This window comes from Roseateles noduli (assembly GCF_050626985.1).
Lineage (GTDB): Bacteria > Pseudomonadota > Gammaproteobacteria > Burkholderiales > Burkholderiaceae_C > Roseateles > Roseateles noduli_A.
This window is the reverse complement of the sequence record NZ_CP192463.1, coordinates 4,869,182-4,895,399: the sequence shown is the minus strand read 5'-3', so window position 1 is coordinate 4,895,399 and position 26,218 is coordinate 4,869,182. Positions and strand designations below refer to the sequence as shown.

The 26,218-nt window shown below is 61.8% G+C and carries 21 protein-coding genes; 14 read left to right on the top strand and 7 right to left on the bottom strand.

The window, feature by feature from the left end; translation table 11 throughout:
* Window positions 1–106: 106 nt before the first annotated feature.
* On the bottom strand, window positions 107–1,426 hold the full coding sequence (locus ACQ4L4_RS21185) for a hypothetical protein (protein WP_431100839.1): 1,320 nt from the start codon (window positions 1,424–1,426) through the stop codon (window positions 107–109).
* A 210-nt stretch (window positions 1,427–1,636) separates the two neighbouring features.
* Here ACQ4L4_RS21185 and istA point away from each other — a divergent pair, with 210 nt between their 5' ends.
* Window positions 1,637–3,178, top strand: coding sequence for an IS21 family transposase (gene istA, locus ACQ4L4_RS21180; protein WP_431100838.1), 1,542 nt, complete (start codon window positions 1,637–1,639; stop codon window positions 3,176–3,178).
* Window positions 3,168–3,959: an IS21-like element helper ATPase IstB gene (gene istB / locus ACQ4L4_RS21175; RefSeq protein ID WP_431100837.1), complete on the top strand. Its 792-nt coding sequence runs from the start codon at window positions 3,168–3,170 to the stop codon at window positions 3,957–3,959. The genes istA and istB overlap by 11 nt, the downstream gene beginning before the upstream one ends.
* A 12-nt stretch (window positions 3,960–3,971) precedes the next feature.
* Here the strand turns inward: istB and ACQ4L4_RS21170 are convergent, their stop codons facing one another.
* From ACQ4L4_RS21170 to ACQ4L4_RS21160, 3 genes are all read right to left on the bottom strand, one after another.
* A complete protein-coding gene (locus ACQ4L4_RS21170) occupies window positions 3,972–4,658 on the bottom strand; it encodes a hypothetical protein (protein ID WP_431100836.1) in 687 nt (228 codons plus the stop codon).
* 9 nt (window positions 4,659–4,667) lie between these two features.
* The gene (locus ACQ4L4_RS21165) at window positions 4,668–5,345 is read right to left on the bottom strand and encodes a hypothetical protein (RefSeq protein WP_431100835.1); all 678 of its coding nucleotides are present in this window, start codon (window positions 5,343–5,345) and stop codon (window positions 4,668–4,670) included.
* A 182-nt stretch (window positions 5,346–5,527) separates the two neighbouring features.
* A complete protein-coding gene (locus tag ACQ4L4_RS21160; protein WP_431100833.1) occupies window positions 5,528–5,956 on the bottom strand; it encodes a helix-turn-helix domain-containing protein in 429 nt (142 codons plus the stop codon).
* Between the two features lie 99 nt (window positions 5,957–6,055).
* Between ACQ4L4_RS21160 and ACQ4L4_RS21155 the strand changes: the two genes are divergently transcribed.
* The 7 genes from ACQ4L4_RS21155 (at window position 6,056) to ACQ4L4_RS21125 (ending at window position 15,878) form a co-directional block, all read left to right on the top strand.
* Complete coding sequence (locus ACQ4L4_RS21155; protein ID WP_431100832.1) at window positions 6,056–6,673, top strand: hypothetical protein; 618 nt, start codon at window positions 6,056–6,058, stop codon at window positions 6,671–6,673.
* Between the two features lie 459 nt (window positions 6,674–7,132).
* Complete coding sequence (locus ACQ4L4_RS21150) at window positions 7,133–7,420, top strand: helix-turn-helix domain-containing protein (RefSeq protein WP_431100831.1); 288 nt, start codon at window positions 7,133–7,135, stop codon at window positions 7,418–7,420.
* 127 nt (window positions 7,421–7,547) lie between these two features.
* Window positions 7,548–9,107, top strand: coding sequence for a type I restriction-modification system subunit M (locus tag ACQ4L4_RS21145; protein ID WP_431100830.1), 1,560 nt, complete (start codon window positions 7,548–7,550; stop codon window positions 9,105–9,107).
* Complete coding sequence (locus tag ACQ4L4_RS21140) at window positions 9,104–10,333, top strand: restriction endonuclease subunit S (protein ID WP_431100829.1); 1,230 nt, start codon at window positions 9,104–9,106, stop codon at window positions 10,331–10,333. Before ACQ4L4_RS21145 ends, ACQ4L4_RS21140 begins: the two co-directional genes overlap by 4 nt.
* 1 nt (window position 10,334) lies before the next feature.
* Complete coding sequence (locus ACQ4L4_RS21135) at window positions 10,335–11,450, top strand: anticodon nuclease (RefSeq protein ID WP_431100828.1); 1,116 nt, start codon at window positions 10,335–10,337, stop codon at window positions 11,448–11,450.
* Between the two features lie 3 nt (window positions 11,451–11,453).
* The gene (locus ACQ4L4_RS21130; RefSeq protein ID WP_431100827.1) at window positions 11,454–14,555 is read left to right on the top strand and encodes a type I restriction endonuclease subunit R; all 3,102 of its coding nucleotides are present in this window, start codon (window positions 11,454–11,456) and stop codon (window positions 14,553–14,555) included.
* Between the two features lie 204 nt (window positions 14,556–14,759).
* Window positions 14,760–15,878 carry a hypothetical protein gene (locus ACQ4L4_RS21125; protein WP_431100826.1) on the top strand — a complete coding sequence of 373 codons (1,119 nt, stop codon included), beginning with the start codon at window positions 14,760–14,762 and terminating at the stop codon, window positions 15,876–15,878.
* 311 nt (window positions 15,879–16,189) lie between these two features.
* Here ACQ4L4_RS21125 and gyrB read toward each other — a convergent pair whose 3' ends face one another.
* The 3 genes from gyrB to dnaA all read right to left on the bottom strand — a co-directional run bounded on the left by gyrB (window position 16,190) and on the right by dnaA (window position 21,563).
* Window positions 16,190–18,718, bottom strand: coding sequence for a DNA topoisomerase (ATP-hydrolyzing) subunit B (gene gyrB, locus ACQ4L4_RS21120; protein WP_431100825.1), 2,529 nt, complete (start codon window positions 18,716–18,718; stop codon window positions 16,190–16,192).
* A gap of 120 nt (window positions 18,719–18,838) precedes the next feature.
* Window positions 18,839–19,963 (bottom strand): DNA polymerase III subunit beta, encoded by a 1,125-nt coding sequence (gene dnaN, locus ACQ4L4_RS21115; protein WP_431100824.1) that lies wholly within the window; start codon window positions 19,961–19,963, stop codon window positions 18,839–18,841.
* Between the two features lie 70 nt (window positions 19,964–20,033).
* Window positions 20,034–21,563, bottom strand: coding sequence for a chromosomal replication initiator protein DnaA (gene dnaA / locus ACQ4L4_RS21110; RefSeq protein WP_431100823.1), 1,530 nt, complete (start codon window positions 21,561–21,563; stop codon window positions 20,034–20,036).
* Window positions 21,564–21,865: 302 nt separating this feature from the next.
* Here dnaA and rpmH point away from each other — a divergent pair, with 302 nt between their 5' ends.
* The 5 genes from rpmH to mnmE all read left to right on the top strand — a co-directional run bounded on the left by rpmH (window position 21,866) and on the right by mnmE (window position 26,216).
* A complete protein-coding gene (gene rpmH, locus ACQ4L4_RS21105) occupies window positions 21,866–22,000 on the top strand; it encodes a 50S ribosomal protein L34 (RefSeq protein ID WP_067065970.1) in 135 nt (44 codons plus the stop codon).
* Window positions 22,001–22,233: 233 nt separating this feature from the next.
* On the top strand, window positions 22,234–22,539 hold the full coding sequence (locus tag ACQ4L4_RS21100) for a ribonuclease P protein component (protein ID WP_431100822.1): 306 nt from the start codon (window positions 22,234–22,236) through the stop codon (window positions 22,537–22,539).
* Window positions 22,540–22,565: 26 nt separating this feature from the next.
* Window positions 22,566–22,892, top strand: a complete 327-nt coding sequence (gene yidD / locus ACQ4L4_RS21095; protein ID WP_431100821.1) for a membrane protein insertion efficiency factor YidD — start codon at window positions 22,566–22,568, stop codon at window positions 22,890–22,892.
* Entirely contained in the window at window positions 22,885–24,567 is a 1,683-nt protein-coding gene (gene yidC / locus ACQ4L4_RS21090) for a membrane protein insertase YidC (RefSeq protein ID WP_431100820.1), read from the top strand. The genes yidD and yidC overlap by 8 nt, the downstream gene beginning before the upstream one ends.
* A 272-nt stretch (window positions 24,568–24,839) precedes the next feature.
* On the top strand, window positions 24,840–26,216 hold the full coding sequence (gene mnmE / locus ACQ4L4_RS21085; RefSeq protein ID WP_431100819.1) for a tRNA uridine-5-carboxymethylaminomethyl(34) synthesis GTPase MnmE: 1,377 nt from the start codon (window positions 24,840–24,842) through the stop codon (window positions 26,214–26,216).
* Window positions 26,217–26,218: the final 2 nt, after the last annotated feature.

The window sequence follows — 26,218 nt, the reverse complement described above, 5'->3', positions numbered from 1 at the left end:
GCTAGGGGTTGTAGAACTTTTCGATGTAGCTGAACAAGCCGGACCACGCGTCGTCAAAGATCACGCGGACCCGTCGGCACGATGCGCTCGACGTGACTTGAGGGGATCAGTGCGCGTCCTCGAACTGCTGCAGCCCTCTATCGCGCAGTGCGTGGATCCATGCGCCGGCCGCCGCTTCGGTATGGCCCCGGTCGATCGCTGCCTCATGCATCAGGTGATGCTCTAGCCGTAACGTTGTCGGCAGCATGCCCGGGTCGTCGGTGTTGATGGTGACTGGCATCCGCTGCTTGCGAAGGCCGAATCGGTTGAAGCGGCCGCCCGGATCAAGGTCGTCCGAGTGCAGAGGATCCCAACGATAGATTGGGTGGTCGCCGTGGGATCGCAGTTGGCCAATGTGCACGTTCGAGCTGGGATTGGCTTCGATCGTCAAGCCGATTTTGGCGTATCGCTCAAGGCAGGAATCCTGCAGGGCCTCCATGAAGCAAAGGTCCTCGGCGTTGTCGTGGTCATGGAGAAGTCCGCCGGCGTGCAAGCCCTTCGACTCCATCAGGCGCTGCGCGCGCGTGGCATGCCCGTAGGGAGTTACCGTAAGCCGCACTTGCAGCGCCTGGCGCGGCGGGTGTGCCCGAGCCTCGGGTGGCGGGAACTCTTGACGGGCCCGCAACAAGTAGAGGCCCGCTGGGGTGTTCGTTCGCGGATGCTGCAGCTCAGGCTGGATCTGTGCGAGATCGGGTAATCCAACCTCCGTCTCTCGATCGTCGACTTGCATTCCGCCCGGCCGGCCGAGGAGCAGGTACGCGCAGTTCTCCCGCAGTCGCCACGCCTTGTGCAACCGGGTGAGGTCGTTCCAGCTTGGTGGCGTCCGCGCGCCTTCGTTGGGAAGCCACGACACGAAAGGCAGCAATCGCGCAATCCGCGCCGCGAGCCGAGGGCGGACGCGCTGCGCGATGGCCAGGCCGGGCAGCGTCGTCGCCTCGTGCCAGGCCCAGACGAGATTGTCGAAATGCTCGTCCAGTGGCAGCCAGACTTCGCCGTGCCGACGCAACCATTCGTCTGGAGGGATGCCCAACGCCAACGCATGCCCGAGTCGGTCGCCCTGGCCCATCCCGCAGAACAAGACAGTCTCGTCGATGTGACGCAGGCCCGAGAGCGGATGAGCATAGTCCTCCCCCGCGTGGACGCTCAGGTGCAAGCGCGGCTGCGGCGTCTCAAGGCCCACAGGATCACCCAACGGATCGCGCGTCAGATGCGGATTCCTTAGCCAGCGCAGCATCGGTGCGAAGCGCTCGATCGGAATCCGGGTCTCGTCTCCGACAACATCCAAGCCGCGGATCAATGCGGTCGGATGGACGGGATGCTGGAGGCCAAATGATTCTGCGTCCTTCGACAGCGGCGCCAGTTCCCATGGTTGCACCGTCCGCAGCACGTTCCGTAGATCGCGGGCTGCAGTCCAGAGCGATTCCCGCGATGAGTCCATCTGGCGGTTGAAATGCGCGCAAAAATGCCAATGCCGGCGCGAGCGAAAGAGGTTTGTTGTTTTCCGCGTCGAAGTGACCCACCCCTAGGGGTAATTTCCATCTAAATCTGACCCACGTATCAACCCTAGCCTGCTGCTATTTGCAGCAGGGGTACAGGAGTGATTGACGTGGCGACACTGAGTGTCATCAGACGTTGGGCACTGCGTGAGCGGCTGTCCATCCGCGAGATAGCCAAGCGCACGGGCCTGTCTCGCAACACCATCCGCAAGTACCTCCGCGCCGGCGCCGAGGTTCCGCAACACAAGCCGCGAGTCAGTCCCAGTCGACTCGACCCGTTCGCAGAGAAGCTCGCGGGCTGGCTCAAGACCGAGAGCAGCAAATCCCGCAAGCAGCGGCGCACCATCAAGCAGATGCACGCCGACCTGGTGGCGCTTGGCTACGACGGCTCCTACAACCGTGTGGCCGCCTTCGCCAGGACCTGGCTGGCCAAGCGCCAGGAGACTGAGAAGACCACTGGCCGTGGCACTTTCGTCCCGTTGGCGTTCGGTCCCGGTGAGGCGTTCCAGTTCGACTGGAGCGAGGACTGGGCCGTGCTCGGCGGCGAGCGCACCAAGCTGCAGGTAGCGCATACCAAGCTGAGCTACAGCCGCGCCTTCATCGTGCGGGCCTATCTGCTGCAGACGCACGAGATGCTCTTCGACGCCCACAACCACGCATTCCGCGTGCTGGGCGGTGTGCCGCGGCGCGGCATCTACGACAACATGAAGACCGCCGTGGACAAGGTGCGGCGCGGCAAGGAGCGTGACATCAATGTGCGCTTCAGCGCCATGGTGAGCCACTTCTTGTTCGAGCCTGAGTTCTGCAATCCGGCGTCTGGCTGGGAGAAGGGCCAGGTCGAGAAGAACGTCAGAGACGCACGTCACCGCCTCTGGCAGCCCACGCCCGAGTTCCCTGACCTGGCTGCGCTCAACGCATGGTTGGAAGACCGCTGCCAGGCGCTGTGGGCTGACATCCCGCACGGCAAGCTCAAGGGCTCCGTCGCGGCGGCCTGGGCCGTGGAGCGCCCGCAGTTGATGCAAGCACCGCGTCCCTTCGACGGGTTCGTCGAGCACACCAAGCGCGTCTCGCCTACCTGCCTCGTCACGTTCGAGCGGACTCGCTACAGCGTGCCGGCGTCTTATGCCAACCGACCGGTGAGCCTGCGCGCCTACGCAGACCGCATCGTGGTGGCAGCCGAGGGCAACATCATCTGCGAGCACACGCGCGTCATCGACCGTCGACACGACGTGCCCGTCACCACGGTCTACGACTGGCGTCATTACCTCGCAGTGCTTCAGCGCAAGCCAGGCGCGCTGCGCAACGGCGCACCCTTCGTGGAGCTGCCGGATGCTTTTCGCCAGCTCCAGCGAGCGTTGCTCAAGCAGCCCGGAGGCGACCGGGAGATGGTGGAGGTGCTTGCCCTGGTGCTCCAGCATGACGAGCAGGCCGTGCTCGCGGCCGTCGAGCTTGCGCTGGAGACGGGTGTGCCAACCAAGATGCACGTGGTCAATCTGCTGCATCGCCTCGTCGACGGCAAGAGCAGCACGCCTCCACCCGTCAGCGCCCCTCAGGCACTTCAGCTCATCAACGAACCAGAAGCCAACGTGACGCGCTACGACGCGCTGCGCGGCCCAGAGAGGAAGGTGGGATATGCGTCATGACCCAGCAGCGGCGTCGCTCGTCATCATGCTGCGCGAGCTCAAGATGTTCGGCATGGCGCAGGCCATCTCCGAGCTGGCCGAGCAAGGTGCACCGGCCTATGAGGCCGCTCAGCCCGTGCTGGCGCAGCTACTCAAGGCCGAGACCGCTGAGCGGGAGGTACGAGCCGTGGCCTACCAACTCAAGCAAGCTCGCTTCCCGGCGTACAGAGACTTGGCTGGCTTCCAGTTCGAGCACAGCGAAGTCAACGAAGCGCTGGTCCGTCAGTTGCACCGCGGTGACTTCATGGAGCAGGCTCAGAACGTCGTGCTGGTGGGCGGTCCAGGGACTGGCAAGACCCACCTGGCCACAGCACTTGGCGTGCAGGCAGTCGAGCACCTGCGCCGGCGTGTTCGGTTCTTCTCCACCGTGGACCTGGTCAACCAGCTCGAGCAGGAGAAGCTCTGCAACAAGAGTGGCCAGATGGCTCATCGCCTCGCCCACGCCGACATGGTGGTCCTTGATGAGCTGGGCTATCTGCCCTTCAGCGCCTCCGGCGGGGCGCTGCTCTTCCACCTGCTGAGCAAGCTCTACGAGCGCACCAGCGTCGTCATCACGACGAACCTGAGCTTCAGCGAATGGGCCAGTGTCTTCGGCGACGCCAAGATGACCACGGCGCTGCTGGACCGGCTCACGCACCACTGCCATATCCTTGAGACCGGCAACGATAGCTATCGGTTCAAGAACAGCTCAGCCCAACCCACCAAGAAGGAGCCCAAGTCCAGAAAGTTACCCACAGCCTGAGCCGTCAGTGGCTCAACAAGGGTGGGTCAAGATTCGATGGAAATGGTGGGTCACACGTACGCGGAACTGAACAGGGAGCGTCCTGTTGGCCTTCAGCACGGCCAGACTCACGTGATCCAAGATGTCCTGGGCGCTGCACCTTCGCTGCTTCAGGGCGATCTCCTCAACAGCGTCATCGATCATGCTCTCGACATCGGGATGAAGCCGCCCAACGCCCTTACCACCGCGTTCATCAAACCGGGCAAACAGCGCGCGAACATCTCCCTGCGCCTTGACGTACTTGCGCTTCCATCGATAGACCGTAGATTCGTGCGGAGTTCTTCCGTCGCCTCGCTCGGCTGCCACGAAGCCAATAGCCCTGCGGAGATCTTTGCGGCTTCCGTCGAAGGCCCCCATCTTGTCCAATCGAACGAGGATATCGATCCGTCGATGTGTCTCCTTCTTGGCCTCCGCTGAGAGCCTGTCCATCCGGGCCGGAGGACGTGATGGCCCTTCACCAGTTCTCAACGCGGCCTTACGCTGCGCCGAGGTCAGAAACTCGCCGGTGAGGTACTTGGTCACCAGCTTGTACGTGTCAAAGTTGGCGCGCTCGCCAGTCTTCTTGTTCTCAAGCAGCGCGCCGTCAGAGACAGAGCTGCTGACCACGAGGTACTCGATCTCGTCCAAGAAGACGGTTTGATTCTTAAGAAGAGTCAGCATGCGGATCTCCTAGATGGCGATGGACTCGACGGCTTCGTCCGGGCCGCGCCGCATGACGCGCTCCAAGAGCGCGTCACACTCGCGCTGGGCGTCGCGCCACCGCCGCATCAGCTCGCCGCTAGGACTTGTCCGTCCCAGAACGTCCCAGAGGCTCGTGTCGATACCAACACGAGTCCTCCCACCCACAGGTCGCAGGCGTAGCAGTTCCTTCAACTCGTCTTGCAGACCCGCGGCGCGCACGTCGGACTCGGTAAGAAGCGCGATCGGAACGCCGTGCGATTCAAGGGCCCTGAAGGTCTTCAGCAGGGTACTCTTGGCGTCTTCCAACCGGAGCAGCCAGTCCCCTTTGAACTCGACGAGCATGGCGTCGCCGCTGCGAACGATGAAAGCGTCTGGCGTGTAGTAGAAACCCCGGCCGTCGACGTCGGTCAGGGACAGGACCCAGGGATGGGTCTGGATGGCGAGCACGGTAGTCGCCACTTCGAGGACGCGAAGAGCATCCTCCTCAACGAGGCTCTCGAACCGAGTCTCCCGTCCCTTGAACGACGGGAACTTGCCGCGTGCACGGTGACCACTCGGTGTGACGACCGGGCGGACCTTTCGAGGGGACTTCAGGGCTGCGATGAGCAGTTCGACAGCCTCGGCAGTCGGTAGCGAGTCAGGCCAGATTTGGCGGATCGACGGCATGAGATCTCCTTCGCGTCCAAAAATGGACACAAGCTGGACAAGTGGGCGACGCAGCTTGGGCCGGCGGCGACGGTCGGCCTTGACGGAGGAGATCCGGGCTTGAATACTTGAGGTGACTGATCTTGGGTTCGCCCAGGATTTCCACCGGCGAGCTGCTCAGCAATGACAGTTCGCCGTTTTCTTTAGACCATGGTGGATTCCTCCCTTGATCGAAGCGCCAGCTGGGACAGCTCGCGCTTGCCTTTGAGGAGCCCGGAGATGAGCGTCTCCAGGCCAGAAACTTCTTCCCGAGATAGAACGTGACTCGCCTCTAGGGCGAGCGACACCAGCACGACCGCCTTCGGCAGACCTGCCCTGGAGACACTTGCGATCACCCGGTCATGGCTCATGGCCCAAACAAGGGCCTCCAACGTGGACGAATCGAGAGCCAAGGCATTTGCCAAGCGCTCAAGGGTTTGCCGGTCCTGAATGCCTCTACGGCCCTTCTCCACTGCACACAACTGCGTCTGGTCCATCGCCAGGTCAGCAGCAAGCGCCTTCTGGCTAGCTCCGGCGGCCTCACGAGCCGCGCGAATCATTGACGGCAGGCGGGTACAACTTTTGACTTTCATCCGTCCAACCGTACTGCCGAGCGGTTAGACGGACAACTTTTTCTAATGAACTTGGTGATTGGATTGCATAGCATTGGCTTGGATGGCCGATGGGGCCTGATGAAGACGGGAGGAGTCGGCGTGATCGAAAGGAAGGAAACTGTGGAAGAACCTGCGATAGATGAGGGTCTTGACGAGGTCGATCGCCTGTTCCGAGCAAAGGAGGCCGTCCAGGGCGAGCAGCTGTCCGCGAAGGAACTTTGCAGGCGGTGCGGCATAACACTTGGCAGGCTTCAATATCTCAAGAGCCTGCATCTCGTCAGCAGAGCCAGGGGCATTGCCCGGTATGCCTACTACACGGAGAGACATGAGCGACAGATCAGACGTGCGGAGGGGCTTGCTAGGGAGCTCGGCGGGCTGACCAAAGTTTTGCAAGCGGGACGGTCCGCGCCACTTTTGTCCAAAGAGGAGGGCGCCGCGGATGGGGAGTTCAGCTACTCCACCGAGCGTGTGTATACGCTCGCAACCGGCATCAAGATCGTCGTTCCTGAACACATTGGCGAGATCGGATCGGACCAACTCAGTCGCCTTCTCATAGCTGCGAAAGATCACGCTGTAGCCATAAACGACCAGCTCTTCGAGCGTGCGTTCAACCGCCTCGAAGAGGGCGAATGCATTGGCGCTAGGCCGAAAAACAAACCTAGGCAACAGCGGCCCAGCCCACTTCCGTCCCCCTAAGGCGATGCCACAGCGTGCAGATGGCGAGGCGCCCATGTGCTCGAATAATCCTTCGCGCACATCGTGGCTGTCTTCACATCGCATTCAATGTGAACGATGAGGCTGTTCATGCCTGAACGACCTTCTCAGGCTGGCGAGCAAGTCTCTGCGTCTGGGAGCAGTCGAGCCGCCTCTAGACAGACTGAGACAAGTCGTTGTTGATGCCCCGGCAGCTCAGAAGCGGCCGTTCGCTTGACCCGGTCCTGCGCAGCAAGCCGCGAGAGCGCCGTGACCTCGCGGTCCGTCAGCCGCTCTGCCGCCAAGACGTATGTGTGAGTTGCGCCAGCTGTGGGCAAGGTCGGCCTGAGGGGGCACACATCCCGCGCATCGCTGGATAACTGCGACAAAGTAACGCGCCATGCGACTCGGATAAGTTGGATATATGCTACGGCTGTAGCGTATATGCAACTACAATAGGGCATGATCAGATTCAGACTCCAAGATCGCTTGGCAGAGCTCGGCTTTCGCCTACAGCGCCGTGTGACCTTGGACGAGGTGGCGGCAGCGACCGGGATCCACCGGACGACGCTCAGCCGCATGAACAAGCCGACCGGGGCCAACGTCACGACCGACAACTTGGATCGCTTGTGTCACTACCTGGGTTGCCCCCTCAACGAACTGGTTGAGTACGTGCCGTCGGATCCGCCTGAGCCGCGGAAGAGAAATTCGAGGCTCGATCCTGACGCGGCAGAGAACCCTGTGAAGTAGCCCCGCATCGTTGCGAGGAAAGCGACTTCCTCTTCACCACGGACTGACACCCTCACCATTTCACGACGCCAGAACACGACTGACTGGCCTCGTGCTCTGCACAACAACAAACTAGAGAATCGCAAGCATGACAAGCAACGAACAACGCTCCGCACTACAACGCAAGATCTGGGACATCGCGAACAACGTTCGCGGAGCCGTCGACGGATGGGACTTCAAGCAGTACGTCCTAGGCACACTGTTCTATCGCTTCATCAGTGAGAACTTCATCGACTACATCACAGGCGGCGATGCCAGCGTGGACTATGCCGCCATGGCGGACAATGACGAGAACATCGAGGCCGCCAAAGACGACGCCATCAAGACCAAGGGCTACTTCATCTACCCCAGCCAGTTGTTCATCAACGTCGCGGCAGGCGCCAGCGCCAACGAGAGCCTGAACACCGACCTCGCAAACATCTTCAAGGTCATCGAGGCCTCGGCCAACGGCTACCCCTCCGAGTTCGATATCAAGGGTCTGTTCGCCGACTTCGACACCACCAGCAACCGTCTGGGCAATACCGTCAAGGACAAGAATTCCCGACTGGCAGCGGTGCTCAAGGGGGTTGCGGAACTGGACTTCGGTGGCTTTGATGCCAGCCACATCGATCTGTTCGGCGACGCGTACGAATACCTCATTTCCAACTACGCGGCCAATGCCGGCAAATCAGGCGGTGAGTTCTTTACGCCGCAGCAGGTCTCCAAGCTGATCGCCCAGTTGGCGATGCACGGTCAATCCAGCATCAACAAGATCTACGACCCAGCCTGCGGCTCCGGCTCGCTGCTGTTGCAGGCAAAAAAGCACTTCGATCAGCATCTGATAGAAGACGGCTTCTTTGGGCAAGAAATCAACCACACCACGTACAACCTGGCGCGGATGAATATGTTCTTGCACAACGTGAACTACGACAAGTTCAATATCCAGCTTGGCAACACGTTGGAAGAGCCGCACTTTGCGGACGACAGGCCCTTTGACGCCATCGTCTCCAACCCACCCTATTCGGTGAAGTGGATTGGCAGCGACGACCCCACTCTGATCAACGACGAGCGCTTTGCCCCCGCTGGCGTGCTAGCCCCCAAGTCCAAAGCCGACTTTGCCTTCGTGCTGCACGCGCTCAACTACCTCTCCGCCAAGGGGCGGGCAGCCATCGTGTGCTTTCCGGGCATCTTTTATCGAGGCGGGGCTGAGCAGAAGATTCGCCAGTACCTGGTGGACAACAACTATGTGGAGAGTGTCATTTCGCTCGCGCCTAATCTCTTTTTTGGCACCACCATCGCTGTGAACATCCTGGTGTTGGCAAAGAACAAAAAGGACACCACCACCCAGTTCATCAACGCCAGCGGTTTGTGCAAGAAGGAAGCCAACAACAATGTGCTGCTGGATTCGCACATCAAGCAGATCATGGCGATTTTTGACAGCAAGGCCAACGTCGACCACTTCGCTAGGGCCGTTCCGTTGGAACGGGTGGCCGCCAACGACTACAACCTGTCGGTAAGCAGCTATGTTGAAGCCAAGGACACACGCGAAGTGGTAGATATCGCTAAGCTCAATGCTAATCTAAAAGCCACGGTTGCCAAGGCTGACCAGCTGCGCAAAGACATTGACGCCATCGTTGCCGATATTGAAGGCGGGGGGGGCAAGGCATGAGCAGCGGGAAATTTCTAGAGAGGCTGCTGGATGGTGTAGCTGTGATGTGGCTGCCGCTTGGGGAACTCACAAAGTATGAGCAGCCAGCCAAATACCTGGTAGCTGCAAAAAACTACAGCGATGACTTTGAGACTCCTGTGCTCACTGCAGGGAAGACATTTATTCTTGGTTATACGGATGAAATTGATGGAATCTACAAAGCTTCCCAAAGCCCTGTAATCATATTTGACGATTTCACGACGGCCAATAAATGGGTTGACTTTGACTTCAAAGTTAAATCTTCAGCCATGAAGATGATCACGTCAAGCGATCAAGGCAGGGCGCTTCTCAAGTACATTTATTACTGGCTGAACACTATCCCAAGCGAATTTGTTGATGGAGATCATAAGCGACAGTGGATCGGCAACTACACGAGAAAAAAGGTGCCCATCCCCTGCCCCGACAATCCCAAAAAGTCGCTTGAAATCCAAGCCGAGATCGTCCGAACCCTGGATGCTTTCAGCAAACTTACCGTCGAACTTGCCATCGAGCTTGCCGCTCGCAAAAAGCAGTACAACCACTATCGGGACAGGTTGTTGAGTTTCGAAGAGGGCGAGGTGGAATGGAAGGCGCTGGGAGATATTGGCGAATTTATTCGCGGCAAGCGATTCACCAAGGCAGACTTTGTTGAAGATGGAATCCCCGCCATTCACTATGGCGAGATATACACCCGTTACGGAGCTTTTGCAGATCAAACATATTCCCGGGTTAGAAAAGATTTGGTCGATTCACTGCGCTATGCAAAGCCTGGTGATGTCGTGATCGCGGGCGTGGGTGAAACTGTTGAGGATGTTGGTAAGGCGGTCGCCTGGATTGGATATGAGCAGATCGCCATTCACGACGATAGCTACGCCTTTCGCCACCCCATGAATCCAAAGTTTGTTTCTTATGTTATGCAGACTGCAGCGTTCATTGACGAGAAAGCCAAACATGTGTCTCGCGGCAAAGTTAATCGATTGCTAATCAACGGGATGGAGAGGATAAAAATCCCTGTGCCGTTCCCAAACTACCCCGAGAAGTCACTCGCCGAACAAGCCAGAATTGTCGCCGTTCTCGACAAATTTGACGCGCTGACCAACTCCGTTACCGAAGGCTTGCCCCGCGAAATTATATTGCGCCAGAAGCAATACGAGTACTACCGCGACTTACTATTGAGCTTTCCCATGCAGAAAGAGATAGAGGCATAACATGGGCAAGACGCTCGCGGAGGTCGCCCAACAACTTCAGGGCACCAACAAAAAGGTACAGCTGATCTATGCCTTCAACGGCACGGGTAAGACGCGCCTGTCCCGTGCGTTCAAGCAGCTGCTTGCGCCTAAAGGGGAGGGTGACGACGCGGTTTCGTCGGTGTTGGCTGACAAGAAGATGCTTTACTACAGCGCCTTCACCGAGGACCTGTTTTACTGGGACAACGACCTGGGGCGGGATGCCGAACCGAAACTGAGGATTCAACCTAATGCGTTCACCAAGTGGGTGCTGGAAGAGCAAGGCCAGGACCAGAGCATCATCACCAACTTTCAGCGGTACACCAGCGACAAGTTGACGCCGCATTTCAGCGCAGATTTCTCGGCAGTCAGCTTTTCGTTTGAGCGTGGCAACCAGCAATCAGAGCCCCACATCAAGATCTCCAAGGGCGAAGAAAGTAACTTCATCTGGAGCGTGTTCAATGCTCTGCTAGAGCAGGTAATTGCCGAACTGAACATCCCGGAAGTCGCTGACCGGTCCACTGATGTCTTCAATAACTTGACCCACGTCTTTGTGGATGACCCGGTGAGCTCTCTGGATGAAAATCACTTGATCGAGCTGGCCGTTAACCTCGCCGAGCTGATCAAGTCCAGTCATTCCGCACTGAAGTTCATAGTCACTACGCACAGCCCGTTGTTCTACAACGTGCTCTTCAATGAGCTCAAAGGTAAGGCGAGCTACATGCTCGAGCGCTACGAAGATGGGAGCCTCGAGCTCTCCGAAAAACAGGGCGATTCCAACCGGAGCTTTTCTTACCACCTGCACCTGCTGAAGACCATCGAGCAGGCAATTGCCGATAGCAAGGTCGAGCGTTTTCATTTCACGCTGTTGCGCAATCTCTATGAGAAGACCGCCAGTTTTTTGGGTTACCCAGGGTGGTCAGAGTTGTTGCCCGAAGACAGGCTGCTCTACCTGAACCGAATCATCCAGTTCACCAGCCACAGCACGTTGTCCAGTGAAGCGGTTGCGCAGCCCTCACCGGCAGAGAGCGCAATGGTCAAGCTGCTGCTAGACCATCTGAAGAACAACCATGCCTTTTGGAAGCCACAGGGCGCCTGACCAATGAACGAATACAAGGCCATTGCCGAGTCCAAGAACTTCATCGTCCTTGAGCAGTACACCCGGGAGTGGAAGGTCGCCGAGAGCTACCAGAGCGAAAGTGATCTGGAGCGCGAGTTGATCCAGGATCTGGTCAATCAGGGCTATGAGTTCGCCTCGTCCATCAAGACCCCTGCTGACTTGCTGACCAATGTGCGCGTTCAACTGCAGGCGCTCAACGCTGTGCAGTTCACAGAAGGCGAATGGCTGCGATTCGTAGAGTCCTGGCTGGACAAGCCCAGCGACGGCATCGTCGAAAAGACCCGCAAGATCCACGACGACTACATCCACGACTTCGTCTTTGACGACGGGCGCATCCAGAACATCTATCTGTTGGACAAGAAGAAGGTCACCCGCAACAAGCTGCAGGTGATCAAGCAGTTCGAGCAGATGGGCACGCATGCCAACCGGTACGACGTGACCATCTTGGTCAATGGTTTGCCACTCGTGCAGGTAGAGCTGAAGAAACGCGGCGTGGCCATCCGCGAAGCCTTCAACCAGGTGCACCGCTACAGCAAGGAGAGTTTCAACAGCGACCAGTCCCTGTTCAAGTTCATGCAGCTATTCGTGATCTCGAACGGAACCGACAGCCGCTACTTCGCGAACACCACGCAGCGCAACAAGAACAGCTTCGACTTCACCATGAATTGGGCGAAGGCGGATAACACGCTCATCAAGGATCTGAAAGACTTTACGGCGACTTTCTTCCAGAAGCCCACGTTGCTCAATGTGCTGCTGCACTACTCGGTGTTCGACGTCAGCAACACACTGCTAGTGATGCGGCCCTACCAGATTGCGGCCACGGAACGCATCCTGAGGAAGATCAACAGTAGCCATCAGACGAAGGACTGGCGCAAAACCGAGAGCGGCGGCTTCATCTGGCACACCACCGGCAGCGGCAAGACCCTGACCAGCTTCAAGGCGGCGCGCTTGGCTACGGAGCTGGACTTCATCGACAAGGTGTTCTTCGTGGTGGACCGCAAGGATCTGGACTACCAGACCATGAAGGAATACCAGCGTTTCTCGCCGGACAGCGTGAACGGCTCAGACAGCACGGCGGGATTGAAGCGCAACCTGGAGAAGGACGACAACAAGATCGTCGTCACCACCATCCAGAAGCTCAACAACCTGATGAAGAGCGAGGCGGACCTGCCCATCTACGGCAAGCAGGTCGTGTTCATCTTCGATGAGTGCCACCGCAGCCAGTTTGGGGAAGCCCAGAAGAACCTGAAGAAGAAGTTCAAGAAGTTCTGCCAGTTTGGGTTCACCGGCACACCCATCTTCCCGGAGAACGCTTTGGGCGCCGAGACCACGTCCAGCGTCTTTGGCCGCGAACTGCACTCGTACGTAATCACCGATGCTATCCGTGACGAGAAGGTCTTGAAGTTCAAGGTGGACTACAACGATGTGCGCCCGCAGTTCAAGGCCATCGAGACCGAGACGGACGAGAAGAAGTTGAGTGCAGCAGAGAACAAACAAGCCTTGCTGCACCCGGACCGCATCCGCGAGATCACCCGATACATCCTGACCAACTTCCGGCATAAGACCCATCGCCTGCATGCTGGCAACAAGGGCTTCAACGCCATGTTTGCCGTCAGCAGCGTGGATGCCGCCAAGCTGTACTACGAGTGCTTCCGGGAGTTGGCGAAGACCTGCGACAAGCCGCTGAAGGTGGCCACCATATTCTCGTTCGCGGCGAATGAAGAGCAGGATGGGATCGGCGACATACATGACGAGAGCTTTGATGTCTCGGCCATGAGCGGCAGCGCCAAAGAGTTCTTGAGCTATGCCATCGCCGACTACAACGCGCTGTTCAAGACCAACTTCAGCGTGGACAGCAACGGTTTCCAGAACTACTACCGAGACTTGGCTAAGCAGGTCAAAGCTAAGGAGATCGACCTGCTCATTGTGGTGGGCATGTTCCTGACGGGCTTTGACGCCCCCACGCTCAACACGCTGTTTGTCGACAAGAACCTGCGCTTCCACGGACTGATGCAGGCCTACTCGCGCACCAACCGCATCTTCGACGCCACCAAGACCTTCGGCAACATCGTCACCTTCCGCGACCTGGAGCAGGCGACCATCGACGCCATCACCCTGTTCGGCGACAAGAACACCAAGAACGTGGTGCTGGAGAAGAGCTACACGGAGTACATGGAAGGCTTTACCGATGCGGCCACTGGTGAAGCGCGGCGGGGCTTCAAGGATGTGGTGCAGGAATTGGAAGCTCGCTTCCCTGACCCGGCCGCCATTGAAAGGGAAGCAGACAGGAAGGCCTTCGCCAAGCTGTTCGGCGAGTACCTGCGCGTCGAGAACATCCTGCAGAACTACGACGAGTTCGCCAGCCTGAAGGAGCTCCAGACTGTCAACCTGACTGATGCTGCGGCGGTGGAGGCGTTCAAGGCCAAGCACTATCTGAGCGATGACGATTTGACGGCATTGCAAGCCATCACGATCCCTGCAGAACGGAAGATTCAGGACTACCGCTCCACCTATAACGACGTGCGCGACTGGTTGCGCCGCGAGAAGGCAGGGGCCGAGATGGAAAAGTCGACCATCGACTGGGATGACGTGGTCTTTGAGGTGGACCTGCTGAAGTCGCAGGAAATCAACCTGGACTACATCCTTGAACTGATCTTCGAGCACAACAAGAAGATCAAGAGCAAGTCTGCGCTGGTGGATGAGGTGCGGCGCGTGATTCGTGCGAGCCTTGGCAACCGCGCCAAGGAGAGCTTGCTGGTCGATTTCATTAACCAGACCGACCTGGACCAGCTCGGCGACAAGGCCAGTGTGATCGACGCGTTCTTCAAGTTTGCACGGGCAGAGCAGCAGCGTGAAGCCCAGGAGCTAATCGCGTCGGAAAGCCTTAACGCCGAGGCGGCGAAGCGCTACATCACCGCCTCACTCAAGCGGGAGTTCGCCAGCGAGAACGGCACGGAGCTCAACGCGGTGCTGCCCAAGATGAGCCCTCTAAACCCTCAGTTCAAAGCCAAGAAGCAGACGGTCTTCCAGAAGATCGCCGGGTTCGTTGAAAAGTTCAAGGGTGTGGGTGGGCAGTTGTACTGACCAGCACTTCTACCGTCGACATCATGAATGCGTTCCGCGCGCGCTGGCTCGCGGAGTCGACACCTCGCTGCTACTGGACACGAACATCCTGATCGGTATGGAGCACATCGTGGCGGCCGGAAATAAACCATCGCTTTTAAAGCCGTAACCGATGTTGACCAGCGCGCATTCATCGGAACGCTGCGCTACAGCTCACCAGAGTTCTTGCTGCGTAAGGAGCCGGATACCGTCGAGGGCTGGCGGGCTGTGACCTTCTATCAGTTGGGCGCGGTCTTGCACGATCTCTTGATGCGCAAGGGCCTTTACGCAGAGTACGAGAACCCTTTCGCCAGCTTGGTCCAGGCGATCGAAGATCCATCTGTAAACCCCGAAGTCTATGGCGCCGACTCTCGCTCGGTGGCTTTGTGTCGCAACTGCCTACTCAAGAATCCTGCGACTCGCCTTGAGCTCGTGAAATGGGAGGACTTCGCTGCGATCGCGGTCCCTCCTGCATCCGAGTCACCTTCTGATGCACGGGAACGAATCAGAAAGCGGCAGCAGTTCCACAAGGCCCAGGCGCAGTCGAAGACCAGCGCACCAGGCGAAACGAGTTGGAGCGTTCGCCAAACCATGCTGGACGCTGGCAATCGCTTAGAAATGCGCTGCTTGGCGATCGTCAACGGACTCGACTGTTTTGCTGCGGCAACCAGAGAGGAGCGCGGGCTGTATCTCCAATCTGCGTTGAAACTGATGCCCCAAAGCGCGTCCGTTCAACGCGATGAGCGCATAGCCGTCTGCGCCTTCCTCGCTACGCAAGTCGCACCCGGATCTCTTGAACACTTGGAGCTTCTAAAGATCAACGGCACACCAGGGATGGTGCTTTGGTATGCCCTCTTCGCAGCGCTCCAGGCCCCAATCGATATCGTGACAGGACTACCCGGAGTAGGTCAGCGAGTCCTGCGAGAGCTCGCCGCGCCTTCGGACCCCGTTGGCCGACCTACAGCGGACATAGCGTTCTCTGAGCTTCGTGTGCTTGAGCGCGTCGGAATTGAAACGATGGCACGACGTTTTGGCCATGTTGGAGAGGTCGAAGTCGAACTCGTTCCTTGCGTCACCTCAAGCTTTTCGCTTCACGGACGTAATCGCGCCCGCCTAGAGCCTGAACAGCTACCCCTTGAGGTCGAGCAACCTACCGTTTCGCCCAAGGCGCGAATGCAGCAGCTGATCGGCCTCCTGGCCGACACGCTTCGAGACATGCCTGAGGACCGGCCTTCAGAGCCGGACTACTCAAAGAAGGCGTACAGCGCCAACAAACGGAGCCGCTCCAAGAGCGAACCCCGGTAGTCGCAAGCGCGCGGCCTGTTGACCGCGCGTTCGACCAGGGACGGCTGCATGGCCGTCCCTTTTCACTTCTGCCATGGTGGATCCTTGCAGTAGTCGGGGCAGCATCCTTGCACCCCTTGGCACGTCTCGCACTTGCCAACCTCTCCAGGCGTCCATCTCACGAATTCCGTCAGCAGTTTTTCACTTACCTGACGCAGTTTTCACTTTCTGTGTCACCCGACAGAACCAGTCACGTCAACTAAAGTCCGTCAGTCGCGGAAGTCTGGCCCGCGCTGCACTTAATTCGGCGCCCTACGCCGGCAGACCGCCGCTCACACGTCGATATTCGCCGCCCTCAGCGCGTTCTGCTCGATGAACTCGCGGCGCGGTTCCACCTCGTCGCCCATCAGCATCGTGAACACGCGGTCGGCTTCGATCGCGTCCTCGATCTGCACGCGCAGCAGGCGGCGGACCGTCGGGTCCATCGTCGTTTCCCACAGCTGCGCGGGATTCATCTCGCCCAGGCCCTTGTAGCGCTGGCGGCCGACGCTGGACTCGGCCTGCGTCATCAGCCACGCCATCGCGGCGCGGAAGTCCGCGACCTTGCTTTCCTTGGCCTTCTCGCCCTCGCCCTTGCGGATCACGGCTTCCTCGCCGACCAGACCCTTGAAGGTCGTGCCGGCCGCGGCCAGGACTTCATAGTCCGCGCCGTGCACGAAGTCCGCCGTGATGATGCTCGAACGCACGTTGCCGTGGTGACGGCGGCTGATGCGCAGGAACTGCTTGTCGGTGCGCGGATCCGTCTCCGCATTCACCACCGCGTCGTGCAGCGTCGTCTGCAGCGCCGTCGCGGCGATCTGCGCCGCCTCCGGCGTGTCCAGGCTGATCGACAGGCCGGACGCCAGCAGGTGCAGCGCCTCGCCGTCCATCCAGGCCGACAGGCGTTCGATCACGTTCTGCGCCGCCACGTACTGGCGCGCCATCGTCTCGAGCGGCTCGCCCTTGAGCACCGGGCCCGTGCCCACGCCGGCCGTGTGCAGCTCGGCGTCGTTCAGCGCGACCTTCAGCAGGAAACCGTCCAGTTCGTGGCCGTCCTTCAGGTACTGCTCGTGCTTGCCGACCTTGACCTTGTACAGCGGCGGCTGCGCGATGTAGATGTGGCCGCGTTCCACCAGCTCCGGCATCTGCCGGTAGAAGAAGGTCAGCAGCAGCGTCCGGATGTGCGCACCGTCCACGTCCGCGTCGGTCATGATGATGATGCGGTGGTAGCGGAGCTTCTCGGGGTTGAAGTCGTCGCTGCCCGCGCCGCGGCCGATGCCGGTGCCCAGCGCCGTGATCAGCGTGATGATTTCATTGCTGGTCAGCAGCTTCTCGTAGCGCGCCTTCTCGACGTTCAGGATCTTGCCGCGCAGCGGCAGGATCGCCTGGAACTTGCGGTCGCGCCCCTGCTTGGCGGAGCCGCCGGCGGAGTCGCCCTCCACGATGTAGATCTCGCACAGCGCCGGATCCTTCTCCTGGCAGTCCGCCAGCTTGCCCGGCAGGCCCATGCCGTCCAGCACGCCCTTGCGGCGGGTCATCTCGCGCGCCTTGCGCGCCGCCTCGCGCGCACGCGCGGCTTCGACGATCTTGCCGCAGATGATCTTGGCGTCGACCGGGTTCTCCAGCAGCCAGTCCGTCAGCTTGCTCGCCACGACCTCTTCCACCGGGCCGCGCACTTCGCTCGACACCAGCTTGTCCTTGGTCTGGGAGCTGAACTTCGGCTCCGGCACCTTGATGCTGATCACGCAGGCCAGGCCTTCGCGCATGTCGTCGCCGGTGACGTCGACCTTGGCCTTCTTGGCCAGCTCGTTGTCCTCGATGTACTTGTTGATCACCCGCGTCATCGCCGCGCGCAGACCCGTCAGGTGGGTGCCGCCGTCGCGCTGCGGGATGTTGTTGGTGAAGCAGAGGACGCTCTCGTTGAAGCCGTCGTTCCACTGCATCGAGACCTCGACACCGACGTTGGTGTTCTGGTCCGACATCTTGTCGCCCTGGGCGTGGAAGATGTTCGGGTTGAGCGGCGTCTTGCCCTTGTTGATGAACTCGACGAAGCCGCGCACGCCGCCCGCGAAGGCGAAGTTGTCTTCCTTGTTGTTGCGCTCGTCGACCAGGCGGATCTTCACGCCGTTGTTCAGGAACGAGAGCTCGCGCAGGCGCTTGGCCAGGATGTCGTAATGGAACTCGGAGTTCTGCGTGAAGATCTCCGTGTCGGGCAGGAAGTGCACCTCGGTGCCGCGCTTGTCGGTCTCGCCGACGATCTTCATCGGGCTGGTCTCGACGCCGTCGCGGATCTCGATCACGCGGTCCTGCGGGAAGCCCTTCCTGAACTCCAGCTGATGGACCTTGCCCTCGCGGCGCACGATCAGGCGCAGCGTCTTGGACAGCGCGTTCACGCAGGACACGCCCACGCCGTGCAGGCCGCCCGAGACCTTGTAGCTGTTCTGGTTGAACTTGCCGCCCGCGTGCAGTTCCGTCAGCGCGATCTCGGCCGCCGAGCGCTTGGGCTCGTGCTTGTCGTCCATCTTCACGCCGGTCGGGATGCCGCGGCCGTTGTCGATGACGGAGATCGAGTTGTCCGTGTGGATCGTGATGACGATGTCGTCGCAGTAGCCGGCCAGGGCCTCGTCGATCGAGTTGTCGACGACCTCGAACACCAGGTGATGCAGACCCGTGCCGTCCGAGGTGTCGCCGATGTACATGCCGGGGCGCTTGCGCACCGCCTCCAGCCCTTCCAGGATCTGGATGCTGGACTCGCCGTACCCCGCGCCGTCGTTCTGCGGCACGGGCGTCGGGGTGTTCTCAGGAGTGCTGTTGTCGGTCATCAGTGGGTATTCCAGGCCGCCCTGCGGCCGTTTGACTGTCTAGCGAGAGCCCCCGCTTGGCGGGGGCGGGGGGTGCGCCACACTCACCGCGGAACGCGGATCCGAGGCCGCCCCGCGGCCTCAGATCCTCATGGGCATGACGACGTACTTGAAGCCGCTGTGTTCGGGGATGCTGAGCAGCGCGCTGGACGAGCTGTCGTTCAGGTCCACGCGCACCATGTCCTGCGACATGTTGGCCAGCACGTCCATCAGGTACGTGACGTTGAAGCCGGTCTCGATCTGGTCGCCGCCGTAGTCGATCTCGAGCTCTTCCTTGGCTTCTTCCTGCTCGGCGTTGCTCGACGCGATCGACAGCAGGCCCGGGTCGAAGGACAGGCGCACGGCCTTGAACTTCTCGCTGGTCAGGATCGCCGCGCGCTGCAGCGCGGCCAGCAGCGGCTGGCGGCCGATCAGCACGTGGAAGCGGTGGTTCTTCGGGATGACGCGGTTGTAGTCGGGGAACTTGCCCTCGACCAGCTTGGTCACGAACTCCATGCCGCTGAAGCTGAACTTGGCCTGGTTGCCGGCGAAGCGCATCTCGATCGGCGCGCTCTCGTCGTCGCCCTTGCCGCCGTCCTTCAGCAGGCGCATCAGTTCCAGCACCGTCTTGCGCGGCAGGATGACTTCCTGCTTGGGCATCTCGGTGTCGGTCTCCGCCTGGGCCAGCGCGAGGCGGTGGCCGTCGGTCGCGACCAGCGTCAGCATCTTGCCTTCGGCCACGAACAGGATGCCGTTCAGGTAGTAGCGGATGTCATGCACCGCCATCGCGAAGTGGACCTGGTTGATCAGGCCCTTCAGCGTCTTCTGCGGCACGCTGAACGCGGGCCCGAAGTCGGCCGCTTCCTGCACCAGCGGGAAGTCGTCCGCCGGCAGCGTCTGCAGCGTGAAGCGGCTCTTGCCGCCCTGCAGCGTCATCTTGCTCTGGTTGGACGTCAGGCTCACCGTCTGGTCCGACGGCATCGAGCGCAGGATGTCGATCAGCTTGCGCGCGCCGATGGTCGTGGAGAAGTCGCCGTCGTCGCCGTCGAACTCGACCGTGGTGCGGACCTGGATCTCCAGGTCGCTCGTGGTGAGCTCGACCTGGCGGCCCTGCTTGCGGACCAGCACGTTGGCCAGGATGGGCAGCGTGTGGCGCCGTTCCACGATGCCGGACACGGCCTGCAGCGCGGCAAGCACTTTGTCCTGGCTGTCTTTCAACACGATCATGTCAACCTCTCTCCACTGTTGGCTGTACGGGCGAACGCGGCATTTTCGCTGAAGGCGAAGGCGTTTTTTCTCATCCCTTCAGCGTTTGCTCCAGGACATGCAACTGCTGGTTCAACTCGGTGTTCTTCTGGCGCTCTCCGCCGATCTTGCGGACCGCGTGCAGCACCGTGGTGTGGTCGCGGCCGCCGAACAGCTCGCCGATCTCCGGCAGGCTCTTCTGCGTCAGTTCCTTGGCCAGGTACATCGCGATCTGGCGCGGGCGGGCGATGCTCGCCGGGCGCTTCTTCGAATACATGTCCGCGACCTTGATCTTGTAGAAGTCGGCCACGGTCTTCTGGATGTTCTCGACGGAAATCTGCCGGTTCTGGATTGACAGCAGGTCCTTGAGGGCCTCGCGCGCCAGCTGGATGTTGATTTCCTTGTGCGAGAAGCGGCTGTAGGCCAGCACCTTGCGCAGCGCGCCTTCCAGCTCGCGCACGTTGGCGCGCACGTTCTTGGCGATGAAGAAGGCCACGTCCTCCGGCATCGGCGCGTTCTCGGCGTCGGCCTTCTTGATCAGGATCGCGACGCGCATCTCCAGCTCGGGCGGCTCGATGGCCACCGTGAGGCCGGCGTCGAAACGGCTGGTCAGGCGCTCGTCGATGTCCACCAGACCCTTGGGGTAGGTGTCCGACGTCATGATGATGTGCGCCCGCTTGGCCAGCAGCGCCTCGAACGCATTGAAGAACTCTTCCTGCGTCCGGTCCTTGCCGGCGAAGAACTGCACGTCGTCGATCAGCAGCAGGTCCAGCGAGTGGTACTTGGCCTTGAGCTCGTCGAAGGTCTTGCGCTGGTAGTTCTTGACGACGTCCGAGATGAACTGCTCGGCGTGCAGGTACAGCACGCGGGCGTCGGGACGGTCCTTCAGCAGCGCGTTGCCGACGGCATGGATCAGGTGGGTCTTGCCCAGGCCGACGCCGCCGTAGATGAACAGCGGGTTGTACATCTGGCCCGGCGCGCCGGCGACGTGCAGCGCGGCGGTGCGCGCCATCTGGTTGGCGCGGCCGGGCACGAGCGTGTCGAAGGTCAGGCTCGTGTTGATGCGGTGGCGCGTGGCGCTGGGCGGGAGGTTGGCCGGGATGTTGGGCGCCGCGGCCTGGATCAGACTGGCGGCGGTGGCCGGCACGGCGGGTGCCGCGGCGGCCGGGCGCGTGGCCACGGATGCCGGGTCGGTCGCGGGCTGGGCGCCGCCGGGTCCGCCGCGCAGGCCGTGCTGCTGCAGCACCTGGCCCATCGTCATGCCGGATGGCGAGGTGCGGGGCAGCGGCGCGATGGCTTCGCGCGGCGCCAGCGACAATTCCAGGCGAGCGGGCTTGCCGGCGAGTTCGGTCAGGATGGCCTCGATCCGGCCGGCGTACTGGCTGCGGATCCAGTCCAGCTTGAATCGGTTGGGGACGCGGAGCGACACCAGCACGGCCTCGTGGCCGTTCTCGTCTTGCTGGGCGACCTCCGCGGGGGGCAGCGGCCGGATCCAGGTATTGAATTGCTGTTCAGGCAGTTCGGCGGCCAGGCGTTCGCAACCGCGCTGCCACAGGGCCGCACCCGACAAGTCTGCGCTCATTGTGGAAAACTTATTCTTCGAGCGGCCCGATTGTACCGATCCGAGGCCGCGGAGTCTGGGTTATCCACAGATTTTTTGCCCCGGTCAAGTGCTGGTATTCCCCGTGGCGAATTGCATCCGGATTGACCCTGACGCAAATCTTTGCTGTAATCGCGGGTTTTCCGGACGCCCGGACGTAGCTGCGTGGGCCTCCGCTTTTCGAGCGGCTTCCGACATCCCCCGATGTCCGTGCGCGGCACCACAAGCCAACAGGCATGTGGCGCGAGGCGACGGGAAGTTCCGAGATTTCCTAGAGGTTGAACATGAAACGCACTTATCAAGGCTCCAAGACCCGTCGCGCCCGTACCCACGGCTTCCTGGTCCGCATGAAGACGCGTGGCGGCAAGGCCGTCATCGCTGCTCGTCGCGCCAAGGGCCGCAAGCGCCTGGCCGTCTGAGCGAAACGCCAGACGACCTCGTCAGCACCGTGATCGGCCGCGTCGTACGATCGGCCGATTTCGAGCGCGTGCTGGGCACGCCCAGCCGCGCGCGCAGCGCGCACTTCGCTGTGCATCATCTGGCCGACAGCCCCTCGCTGCCCAAGCGCCGTCCATCCACAGGAACGGCTGACTTGTCCACAGGTGATGCACCGTTTCATCCACAGGCTGTGGATGGAACGCCAGTCGCGACGATGGCGCCCACTTCCGCAGCACCGGCTCCAGCCGCGCCCGACCGGGCTTGGCTGGGCTACGTCGTGCCCAAACGGCACGCGAAGCGCGCGGTCACGCGGACGCTGTTGAAGCGCCAGATCCGCGCGGTGTTCGGCGATCTGCCCGAACTGCCGCCCGGCCTGTGGGTGGTGCGGCTGCGCATGCCTTTCGATCGCAAGCAGTTCCCCAGCGCGTCCTCGGACGCGCTGCGCGCCGTTGCGCGCGCGGAACTGCTGCAGCTGACCCGCAAGCTGGCGCGTCCGCCAGCGTCGGCGGCGGCGGGCTGACCGGACCCCGGTTCGGAAAAACGACCATGGATCCCCGCCCCGGCCTGTCGACGCGTTTGCTGATGGGGCTGGTGCGCGGCTACCAGTTGCTGTTCAGCGCCTGGCTGCGCGCGGGTTGCCGCTACAGCCCGAGCTGCTCCAACTACGCGATGCAGGCCCTGCGCCAGCATGGCGCGGCGGCCGGCACCTATCTGGCGGCCGCACGGATCCTGCGTTGCAACCCATTCTGTCTGGGCGGACACGATCCCGTGCCCGACAATCCGCCCCGCCTGTTCACCCGGCTGCTGCGTCCGTCCGGATGCCGTCCGGGGACAGCCTCTTCAACCGCCAATCCAAAAGCTTCCCATGACTGATATTCGCCGCACCATCTTGTGGGTGGTGTTCACGATGTCGCTGGTCCTTCTGTGGGACGGCTGGCAGCGGCACAACGGACAGCCCTCGCTGTTCCACCCGGCGCCGGCGAAGGTCGCCACCGCGCCGGCCGGCCCGGCATCGGCCGCCTCCGCCGCCGCGCTGCCGGCTGCTGCCGGCGCTTCCGCCGCCGGTGCGACCGCCGCGGCCCCGGCACCGATCAAGAACGAGCTGGTCACCTTCACGACCGACCTGGTCAAGGCCACGATCGACACCCGCGGTGGCAGCCTGGTGCGCGTCGAGCTGCTCAAGCATGCCGACGACACCAACCCCAGCGGCCATGTCGTCGTGCTGGACCCGGTCCGCAACTACAGCGCCCGTTCGGGCCTGCTGAACGTGCCGAACGCGCCCAGCGACCAGACGGTGCTGACGCTGGTCGACGGCCCGCGCGAGCTGAAGGACGGACAGGACACGCTGACTGTGCGCCTGGAAGCCGACCAGGGCGGCGTGAAGCTGGCCAAGACCTACACCTTCAAGCGCGGCGACTACGCCATCGCGGTGAACCACGAGGTCACCAACACGGGCGCCGCCGCGGTGACGCCGCAGCTGTACCTGCAGCTGGTGCGTGACGGCCACATCGACCATACGGGTCCGTCCTTCGCGCCGACCTCGTTCTCGGGCCCCGCGATCTACACGGACAAGGCGAAGTACCACAAGCTCGCGTTCGACGACCTGAAGAAGGGCAAGGCCGAGTACGAGAAGAACGCCGACGACGGCTGGGTCGCGATGGTCCAGCATTACTTCGTCAGCGCCTGGATCCGCAACGACGCGGGCCCGCGTGAGTTCAACGTCCGTGCACTCAACGAGAACCTGTACACCGCCGGCGTGGTGATGAACTTCGCCGCCGTCGCCCCCGGCGCCTCGGCGAAGCTGGACAACGTGCTGTACGTCGGCCCGCAGGAAGAGAAGAAGCTGGAAGTCCTGGCCCCGGGCCTGGAGCTGGTGAAGGACTACGGCATCTTCAAGATCCTGTCCAAGCCGCTGTTCTGGCTGCTGGACGTCCTGCACTCGCTGCTGGGCAACTGGGGCTGGGCGATCATCCTGCTGGTCGTGATGCTGAAGGCCGCGTTCTACGGCCTGAACGCCAGCGCGTACCGCAGCATGGCCAAGATGAAGGCGGTGAACCCGCGCATCCAGGAGATGCGCGAGCGCCTCAAGGACAAGCCGCAGCAGATGCAGCAGGAGATGATGCGCATCTACAAGGAAGAGAAGATCAATCCGCTGGGCAGCTGCCTGCCGATCTTCCTGCAGATGCCGTTCTTCATCGCGCTGTACTGGGTGCTGCTGTCGAGCGTCGAGATGCGCGGCGCCCCGTGGGTGATGTGGATCCACGACCTGTCCAAGCCGGACAGCCTGTTCGGTCACCTGTTCGGCGCGCCGATCGGTCCGCTGCCGCTGCTGATGACGGCGTCCAGCCTGCTGCAGGTGTGGCTGAACCCGCAACCGGCCGACCCGGTGCAGGCCAAGATGATGTGGATCATGCCGCTGGCCTTCAGCGTGATGTTCTTCTTCTTCCCGTCCGGCCTGGTGCTGTACTGGCTGGTGAACAACATCCTGTCGATCGCCCAGCAATGGATGATCAACAAGCAGATCGGCGGCGCGGCCGCGAAGAAGTAAGGGAGAGCGGCGCGGGAGGCATTCGGCAATTCCTCACGCGCGTCCCCGAGCCCCCGCACCCCGGGGGCTTTTTTTCGTCTGTGCGAGGGCGCTTAATGGGATCCATGCGGGGGTCGCTTCTCCACCCGGCTTGAGGTGGTGGAGAACCGGAGGCGCCAGGCGTCGGCTCACGAGAGACGGCGACGAGGCCTACCCCGCGCCATTCACGACAACGGCGATGCGTCTCACGGCGCATCGCCGTTTTTCATGGGCGCTGCGAGACAATCGTGTCCATGCTGTCGCGCCACCAGGATCCCATCGCCGCCATCGCCACCGCGCCAGGACGAGGAGCGGTCGGCATCGTGCGGGTGTCCGCGCCGCAAGACCTGACCCCGCTGGTGACGGCGATCTGCGGCCGCGCGCTGAAGCCGCGCGAGGCGACCTATCTGCCCTTCCGCAGCGCGCAGGGCGAGGCCATCGATCACGGCCTGGCGCTGCTGTTCCCCGCGCCGCACTCGTACACCGGCGAACACGTGCTGGAGCTGCAGGCCCACGGCGGACCGGTGGTCCTGCAGCTGCTGCTCGCGCGATGCCTGGAGGCCGACCCCGCGCTGCGGATGCGCCTGGCCGAGCCCGGCGAATTCACGCGGCGCGCGTTCCTGAACGGCAAGCTGGACCTGGCGCAGGCCGAGGCGGTGGCCGACCTGATCGATGCGAGCACCGAAGCGGCGGCCCGCAGCGCCGGACGCGCGCTTGCCGGCGCGTTGAGCGGCGAGGTCGGCGGTTTGCGCGATGGGCTGATCCAGCTGCGCATGCTGGTCGAGGCGACGCTGGACTTCCCCGAGGAGGAGATCGATTTCCTCGAGCAGGCCGATGCGCTGGGCAAGCTGCGGCGATTGCTGACGCGGGTGGAGGCCCTGCTGGACCGAAGCCGCCAGGGCGCGATCTTGCGCGAGGGCATCAAGGTCGTGCTGGCGGGGCAGCCGAACGTCGGCAAGAGCTCGCTGCTGAATGCGCTGGCCGGGGCCGAGCTGGCGATCGTGACGCCGATTCCCGGCACCACGCGCGACAAGCTGAGTCAGACGATCCAGATCGAAGGCGTGCCGCTGCACATCAGCGACACGGCGGGCCTGCGCGATACCGAGGACGAGGTGGAGCGCATCGGTGTGGCGCGCAGCTGGGATGCGATCGCGGATGCGGACGTGGTGCTGTTCCTGCACGACCTGACCCGCGTCGGCCATGCGGACTACGAGTCCGAGGACGCCGAGATCCGCGGACGCCTCTCCAGCGTCGACCCGGCGCGGATCCTGCAGATCTACAACAAGGCCGATGCGCACGCGCCCGCGTCCTTGCCGGCGGATGCGCTGACGCTGTCGGCGAAGACCGGCGAGGGCCTGGACGGGCTGCGGCGCAAGCTGCTGGAGCAGGTCGGCTGGCACGCGGTGCCGGAGGGGCTCTTCATCGCGCGCGAGCGCCACGTGCAGGCACTGCGCCGGACGCGCGAGCACATCGAGCTGGCGCTGCTTCAGGCGGAGGCGCAGCCCCCGGCGCTGGATCTGATGGCGGAGGAACTGCGCCTCGCGCATGACGCTCTCGGCGAGATCACCGGCGCGTTCACCGCCGACGACCTGCTGGGGGAGATCTTCAGCAGGTTCTGCATCGGGAAATGATC

Coding starts and splice junctions, on each gene's coding strand:
- istB (WP_431100837.1), top strand. CDS start 3,168: ATGCGTCATGACCCAGCAGCGGCGTCGCTCGTCATCATGCTGCGCGAG.
- ACQ4L4_RS21170 (WP_431100836.1), bottom strand. CDS start 4,658: ATGCTGACTCTTCTTAAGAATCAAACCGTCTTCTTGGACGAGATCGAG.
- ACQ4L4_RS21165 (WP_431100835.1), bottom strand. CDS start 5,345: ATGCCGTCGATCCGCCAAATCTGGCCTGACTCGCTACCGACTGCCGAG.
- ACQ4L4_RS21160 (WP_431100833.1), bottom strand. CDS start 5,956: ATGAAAGTCAAAAGTTGTACCCGCCTGCCGTCAATGATTCGCGCGGCT.
- ACQ4L4_RS21155 (WP_431100832.1), top strand. CDS start 6,056: ATGAAGACGGGAGGAGTCGGCGTGATCGAAAGGAAGGAAACTGTGGAA.
- ACQ4L4_RS21150 (WP_431100831.1), top strand. CDS start 7,133: ATGATCAGATTCAGACTCCAAGATCGCTTGGCAGAGCTCGGCTTTCGC.
- ACQ4L4_RS21145 (WP_431100830.1), top strand. CDS start 7,548: ATGACAAGCAACGAACAACGCTCCGCACTACAACGCAAGATCTGGGAC.
- ACQ4L4_RS21140 (WP_431100829.1), top strand. CDS start 9,104: ATGAGCAGCGGGAAATTTCTAGAGAGGCTGCTGGATGGTGTAGCTGTG.
- ACQ4L4_RS21135 (WP_431100828.1), top strand. CDS start 10,335: ATGGGCAAGACGCTCGCGGAGGTCGCCCAACAACTTCAGGGCACCAAC.
- ACQ4L4_RS21130 (WP_431100827.1), top strand. CDS start 11,454: ATGAACGAATACAAGGCCATTGCCGAGTCCAAGAACTTCATCGTCCTT.
- gyrB (WP_431100825.1), bottom strand. CDS start 18,718: ATGACCGACAACAGCACTCCTGAGAACACCCCGACGCCCGTGCCGCAG.
- dnaN (WP_431100824.1), bottom strand. CDS start 19,963: ATGATCGTGTTGAAAGACAGCCAGGACAAAGTGCTTGCCGCGCTGCAG.
- dnaA (WP_431100823.1), bottom strand. CDS start 21,563: ATGAGCGCAGACTTGTCGGGTGCGGCCCTGTGGCAGCGCGGTTGCGAA.
- rpmH (WP_067065970.1), top strand. CDS start 21,866: ATGAAACGCACTTATCAAGGCTCCAAGACCCGTCGCGCCCGTACCCAC.
- ACQ4L4_RS21100 (WP_431100822.1), top strand. CDS start 22,234: ATGGCGCCCACTTCCGCAGCACCGGCTCCAGCCGCGCCCGACCGGGCT.
- yidD (WP_431100821.1), top strand. CDS start 22,566: ATGGATCCCCGCCCCGGCCTGTCGACGCGTTTGCTGATGGGGCTGGTG.
- yidC (WP_431100820.1), top strand. CDS start 22,885: ATGACTGATATTCGCCGCACCATCTTGTGGGTGGTGTTCACGATGTCG.
- mnmE (WP_431100819.1), top strand. CDS start 24,840: ATGCTGTCGCGCCACCAGGATCCCATCGCCGCCATCGCCACCGCGCCA.